The organism is Microvirga tunisiensis (assembly GCF_009296175.1).
In the GTDB taxonomy this organism is placed as follows: Bacteria; Pseudomonadota; Alphaproteobacteria; order Rhizobiales; family Beijerinckiaceae; genus Microvirga; species Microvirga tunisiensis.
Genome location: NZ_VOSK01000332.1, coordinates 1 through 6,516, shown reverse-complemented (window position 1 = coordinate 6,516; position 6,516 = coordinate 1). Strand labels below are relative to the sequence as shown.

Genomic DNA, 6,516 nt, shown 5'->3' with positions numbered 1-6,516 from the left:
ATAGAGACAAGTATCCATAGCGGGGCTCCTCAACCGTTGCACACCCCGCATCCGCCTCATCAATCTTCACGAAAGCTATTCCAAATCAAGCACTTGAAGCGAGTAATAAAATTGCTCACCAGCCTCTAAAGAGTTTCACGGAAGGCCTGCAACAGAGAGACCTGCGTGCCGAAAGAAGCTGACGATCATCTTGGGTTGACCTTGCAAGCGACAGAATTCACGGCGGGCCGGGCGGTGCAGATCGGCGACTGATCCCAATAGCGCATTGGCCATCGCGCGCTTGACGTGACGCCTCCTTCCTGTTCGCTTGCGAGAGCACGGCCTTTGGCGTTGTCCAACGCTTCAACGAACTCGGGTTGCGCTTCCCACGCCGGGCTTATGGCGGCGCCTGGGATGGCAAGCTCATTTAGGGCTGGCTGACCCATTCGCGGGTGCTCGGCGTCCTGGCCAATCCATCCTATGCCGGCCTCCATGTATTCGGGCGATACCAATCGTCGAAAGAGGTCGAGCCCTCCGGAGAGATCCGCTCGCGGTCGCGCTTGATGCCGCAGGACGCCTGGCGCATCGTGATCCCCGATCATCACGATGGCGATATCTCCGCCGAGCAATTCGTCGTCAACCGGGAGCGTCTGGCGGCCAATCGCACCAATCGCGAAGGGATCGCTGGTCCTGTGCGCGAAGGCCTGTGCCTCCTGCAGGGTTTGCTCCTCTGCGGCATTTGCGGTCGCCGTCTCGGCGTCCGTTATACCGGCAACGGGGCATTTACCCGATTTACCAATGTGTGTGGAAGCACCGAGAGGCTTTGGCGCCCCGCGCTTGCACGATAACGGCCCCAAGACGCTGCCGGTTGGACAGGGTCAGGGTGATGGAAAGGCCAGTGCGCATGCCTCGGCCTCGCATACGCACCGACACCTACTCATGGTCATCGGATGCGCTGGCAGCATAGTTTAGCCCCAGATATTGACCTGTCTGGGTTGACTGCCGCAGTTTACGTGATGTGCAACTCTCGACAGAACTACTCCAGATGGGGAGGATTGCGCCTGCTTCCGACGTTGCTAGCATGCACCTGCTGCACATAACGCAGGGTGGCGAGAGTAAAAGTATACCCTAGATTGTTATGTGCTCACTATACAACAAAGGTAGATGTAATGGACAATGCTTCTCTTGTCCGACTATTCAACGATATACCGGACCGCCTCAGTATAGCTGTTCTTGTGCCTTGCTATAATGAGGCAGCAACCATCGCGAACGTGGTCACTGACTTTCAGAAATTTTTACCATCAGCAGTCATTTATGTATACGACAACAACTCACACGATGGAACATCAGAGGTAGCCCGCGCTTCTGGCGCCGTTGTCCGTTACGAGAGCCTAAGGGGTAAGGGTAATGTGGTTAGGCGCATGTTCGCCGACATAGAAGCGGATGTATATGTGCTTGTTGATGGCGATGCTACATATGACGCTGCGAGCGCACCCAAGATGGTTTGCAAGCTTCTTGAGGATGGCCTCGACATGCTAACCAGCAATCGAATCAGCATCGATCAGAAGGCGTACCGTCCTGGGCACCGTTTCGGTAATAAACTGCTGACCAAACTTGTGTCTACCGTTTTCGGCACGCAAATTGTTGATATGTTGTCTGGCTACCGTGTCTTCTCACGACGTTACGTCAAGTCATTCCCAGCAACAGCGAAAGGCTTCGAGACCGAGACGGAACTGACAGTGCACGCACTTGAACTTCGTATGCGCATAGCCGAACTTGAAGCGCCTTACTTCCCCAGGCCGGATGGCTCAGAGAGCAAACTTTCGACGTACAGAGATGGCCTGAGGATTTTATGGATGATTGGTCGCCTCATAAGGGAGGAGCGACCTCTCCAGTTTTTTGCGTCCGTTGCACTCATGCTTCTATTGCCGGGCGTAATGCTTGGGAGCTCAATACTGATTGAATTTGTCGAGACTGGCTTGGTTCCCCGCCTTCCGACAGCTGTTCTCTCTACCGGTCTTGTGCTGTTATCATTTCTATCACTGTACTCAGGGATCGTTCTTAACTCCGTCAGTGTGAGCCGCCGAGAGGCAAGGCGCTTGGCCTATCTACAGCTAAAGGGTCCAATCCTGGCTAATATATATCGAAAGCCTAAGAACCGTATCAGAATCAATAGTAGGCCCAAACTCGCCGAGATTGCTGCAGGTACACACTCTCACGTCTTAGAGACATAGGTCTGTCCTTGAAATGGCTCTTGGCTGCTCAACGATACGAACGTAGTAATCAGGCCAGCAAAGTGATTTCCACTCAATTTCTGCGCTTCGCCGCCGTTGGGGCGGCAGGTTTCTTTGTCGATGCGGCTACCCTATCAGTGCTTCTTGCAACTGGAGTCAATGTATATATCTCACGAATCTTTTCGTTCCTATGTGCGGTCACATTTACCTGGCTATACAATCGCCGTTACACTTTCCTTTCTGCAGCAGCCTGTCGCCCGAGTGTTGGCGAGTGGGGACGTTTTACTCTCGTCAGCAGCAGTGGCGGGGCGGTTAATATGGTATTGTATGTAATACTAGTTTCTTGGGGAGACCCCTTCGCTCAGTTCCCAATTCTTGCTCTCGCAATTGGCTCCGCGGCAGGCCTGTGCCTCAACTTCCTTGGTTCTCGACTATTCGTATTCAACCGAAAGAAGTCACGTTGTACTAATAATTGAACCAGTTGTAGCTGTAAGCATCATGCCTATTCCGAAAGAATTGGGAGTTGCTCAGCAAGGGGATTGGCAAAGCCGCGTCGGGAGTGAAATGTATGAAAGGTAAGAGCAGACTGGATATTGCTCGATTCTTGGGACTAGGAATTTTTTGGGGAACTATTGTTGCCTCAGTGCTAACTCTAATTTTCTTTACCTTATCGTATTTTAGTATGAATCGCGATTTGGACGCTGCGTCACGCCATGTACAGCAAGCATTTGGCTCTGGGGATCTTCTAATAGACGCTAATCAAGCTCTAGGAAGCACAACAATCGGAGTCCATCAATTTAACGACTGCCTTATCATCCAGATGAGCCTTGATCAGAGACATGAGCTTGGTTGGAAAGCAGCAGTCTCACCACTCCTCACGAACTACGACTCAGCACCGCAATTCGATTTGCCTCAAACATCCCCAACACTCGTCGAGCGCGCAGGGATTCATGACCCGTGCCCTGTACTTTACCGGCTTGTGAACCGCGAGGTGCCTAGTGACGATCTTACCTTCTACCATCGTTATTTACACGGTCACACGATCCTAGCTCGATTCCTTCTCCCTATACTTAGAGTTGACCAGATAAGACTTCTCTATAGCACCCTGCTAACCGCTCTGGTCATGGCTGGGGTTCTATTTTGTTGCTATAAGATGGCGTGCGATGATAGGTCCAGCTATTTCTTATTGTGGCTTATCATCTTCATAACGTTTGCACGCTGGTTCGGTCTCGAGTCGTTTGCACAGTCATTAAGCCATGCACCGGCGGATGCTATTCTCCTATGCTATCTTATTTTCCTGTGTGTCGGCTCATCTTCTGGACTGTCTTCACTTACAATTATTATATCAGCGGCTTTGTTTGGCGCGTTAACAATAGTATTTGAATTTCTCACCGGCGGAATCCCGCTCGGATTAGCTGTCGTCCTTGGGGGTATACCACTAGCGCTTCACTCGGGTCGTGAACCGGGTGCATCCATCCCATTGATCATTGCTGCAGCGGCTGCCTTTTGCACGGCTGCCATATTGCCGCTTGTTTTCAAGCTCGTCTTAGCTTGCATTGTGTTTGGTCCGCAGGTCCTCACGGACTTCGCAGGGCAGCTTGGCACGCGCATGGCTGCTGTATCTGCGGCAGATGTGCCTCAGGGTGGGTTACTTACTCTGACAACAAAGATGATTGGCGGCCTTAGCTCATTGTCAGGTCGCATGCGCCTCATGGCCGGTCTAGCCTTGCTCTCAGCTGTGGTATTCGGCGGGTGGGGGGTTGTGAAAGTCCTGAGGTTGAGTTCCACAAATTCGATTAGAAGTCTCGCCTTCTGGCTACTTCTCTCAGTTTCTCCCATTGCGGTTTGGCCGCTCCTATTTTGGCAGCACACCATTCAGCATGCCTGGTTTATGGACCGTATTTTGGTTTGGCCTCTCGCAGTCGGTTTCGTGTTGTTCACCCTTGGTCTCCTCGAGCGGAGTCGGGTACTCAGCTATTCACGAACTTCGGCCAGCTGAGGTGTTGGCTTAAATCAGAATGCATTTGGTCCTGTTGTACTTGTACTCATTGCCCTCGGAGGCGTTTTGCTCGTCATAAGTGAGGAAGAGCCAGGCACTGGTGGAGCAGTGTCGTCCCAATGGCAAGGCGCCGCAGGATCTGCGCCGCACAGTCGAGGTCATGCTTTTGCGCCATCAGAATGCCGCCAAATGGAGGGCTGTCCGTTCTGGGCCCATGGCGGCACGCCGAGAACTTCAACCGCTGAGCCCGCCGGGTGTCTGGGAGCGTACGCATCCGCCGAGGACTGCGGAATCTCCGGTCGTGGCGTGGTAAAGTGGCTGCATGAAGATCGACCACGACAAGATCGATGAGGCCGTGCTCGCCCTGATGGTAACCGGCCGATCAGGACCCGGGATCAAGTTTTGTAGCCGCGACGTCTGACGCGCGGCGAGCGTCGGCTTTGTGGAGCTCGATACGTTCGCGCAGGTTCTCGACGCCAAAGTCGGTGAAGGCGGGGGTATAGTCGTCGCCGATGCCATGCACGCCGATCACGCCGTCCTCAGGCTCCATCTCAATGCTGATCTCATGCAGCAGGTCCTCATCCTCGCCCAGGAGTTCGGCGACGCGGGCCAGTGTGAGTACGTGCGCAATCGCCGCCATGATCAGGCCGCCTGATCCTGAGGGACAGCGATGGATTTCCGGTTCCATGGCAGGAGTTCATCAAGCCGGTTGATCTTGTGATCGTTGATGCGCCCGAGCACGTCTGCGAGGTAGTCGTGTGGATTGAGGCCGCAGAGTTTGGCCGTCTCGATGAGGGTCATGGCATCGGCAACGATCTCGCCGCCGGCATCCGAGCCTGCGAACAGGAAATTCTTTCTGCCGATGACCACCGGGCGGATCGCCCGCTCGGCCACGTTGTTGTCGATGGCCACGCGACCGTCCTCCAGGTACAGCGTGAAGGCAGGCCAGCGATTGAGTGCGTAGCGCATCGCTTTGGCGAGATCACCCTTGCCGGGAATGCGGGAGAGCTGAGCCCCGCACCAGGCCTTGAACGCCTCGACGCGCGGACGACTCTCCCTCTGACGCACCGCGACACGCTGCTCGGCTGACCTTCCTGTGATCGTCCGCTCGATGTCGTAGAGCGCGCCGATCCGATCGAGCGCCTCCCGGGCGATCGGAGAGCTCGTCCCCTTCCAGACATCGTGGAAATCCCGGCGCAGATGCGCCCAGCAGGCGGCCTCGCGCACGCGGGCCGTTCCCGTGGCATCAGGCTTGTAGAGCTCCTTAAAGCCGGAATAGCCATCCGCCTGCAGGATGCCGGTGAAGGTGGCAAGGTGGCGCTGCGGATGTTCGCCCTTGCGGTCGGGCGAGAACCAGTATGCGGCGCCGGGTGGATCGCGGCCGGCCCACGGTCGATCGTCCCGGACATAGGCCCAGATCCGGCCTTCCTTGACGCCGCGCTCCTTGCCGCTCCTGCGCTGCGACGGATCGAGCACCCGGATGGGCGTATCATCACCATGCAGGTGGTCGGAGTTCATAACACGATGCTTGATCAGAGCACTCATCGGCCGGAGCGTGGCGACGGCCTGGCCGCACCAGTCGATCAGGGTCGAGCGCGGAATGTCGGCGCCGTGACGGGCGAGGATCTCACCCTGCCGGTACAACGGCAAGTGATCATCAAACTTCGAGACGAGGATATGGGCGAGCAGGTTCGGCCCAGCCATGCCGCGGCGGGTCGACGCGTCGGCGCGGGCGGCTGCACGATCGTCTCGCAGCACCGGCACGACTTCTTCAGGCGCGCCGTCTCCACGAGCTTGAGCCGCGCAGCAACAAAATCGAGGAGAGTGGAGACGTCTTCTCCGAGCAGGCGCAGAGGGCCTCCGCAGGCGGGGCAGCATTCGCCGGGATCGAGCACGACACGCTCGCGCGGTGTCGCGTCGGAAACCCGCGGCTGACCCCGCCGCCGTGTTGTCGATGCAGGTGCGTCTTCGCTCGTGTCCGACTCCGTCTCAGGCGCCGGATGGGCCACAGCGATCGCCAGTTCGAGATCTTCAAGCGCGAGCTGCAGCTGTTCGATCTCGCGCTCGATCTTCTCGGAGCTTCGTCCAAACTTCTGCTTTTGCGTATCCATCCGAGCGGGGCCGCGGGATTTTGGGTGCCGCGCGTGGTAACGTCGGTTCATGGAGATCGATGAGGACAAGATCGACGATGCCGTTTTGGCGCTGTTATGGCTGACGCTGCATAACGAGCGTTGTGCCTGGAAGGGCTTCGACTGGGCAACGACGGATCGGCTTCACAAGAAGGGCTTGATCGGCGACCCAGTC

The 6,516-nt window shown here is 56.2% G+C and carries 5 protein-coding genes and 1 pseudogene; 4 read left to right on the top strand and 2 right to left on the bottom strand.

Annotated elements, in window-relative coordinates; translation table 11 throughout:
- Nucleotides 1–431: 431 nt before the first annotated feature.
- The 3 genes from FS320_RS35690 (at nucleotide 432) to FS320_RS51090 (ending at nucleotide 2,689) form a co-directional block, all read left to right on the top strand.
- Complete coding sequence (locus FS320_RS35690; protein ID WP_162003458.1) at nucleotides 432–827, top strand: hypothetical protein; 396 nt, start codon at nucleotides 432–434, stop codon at nucleotides 825–827.
- Between the two features lie 321 nt (nucleotides 828–1,148).
- Entirely contained in the window at nucleotides 1,149–2,213 is a 1,065-nt protein-coding gene (locus FS320_RS35685; RefSeq protein WP_152717092.1) for a glycosyltransferase family 2 protein, read from the top strand.
- Nucleotides 2,214–2,275: 62 nt separating this feature from the next.
- The gene (locus FS320_RS51090; protein ID WP_420846820.1) at nucleotides 2,276–2,689 is read left to right on the top strand and encodes a GtrA family protein; all 414 of its coding nucleotides are present in this window, start codon (nucleotides 2,276–2,278) and stop codon (nucleotides 2,687–2,689) included.
- A 1,905-nt stretch (nucleotides 2,690–4,594) separates the two neighbouring features.
- On the opposite strand, the gene FS320_RS35675 is transcribed toward FS320_RS51090, so the two are convergent.
- Together FS320_RS35675 and tnpC are read right to left on the bottom strand one after the other, a co-directional pair.
- Entirely contained in the window at nucleotides 4,595–4,852 is a 258-nt protein-coding gene (locus FS320_RS35675; protein WP_152717091.1) for a hypothetical protein, read from the bottom strand.
- Nucleotides 4,853–4,854: 2 nt separating this feature from the next.
- Nucleotides 4,855–6,389, bottom strand: a pseudogene (gene tnpC / locus FS320_RS35670) (IS66 family transposase); the annotation flags it as partial.
- Here tnpC and FS320_RS48825 point away from each other — a divergent pair.
- On the top strand, nucleotides 6,373–6,516 hold a 144-nt coding region (locus tag FS320_RS48825), incomplete at its 3' end, for a DUF6429 family protein (protein ID WP_244626992.1). The pseudogene tnpC and the gene FS320_RS48825 overlap by 17 nt on opposite strands.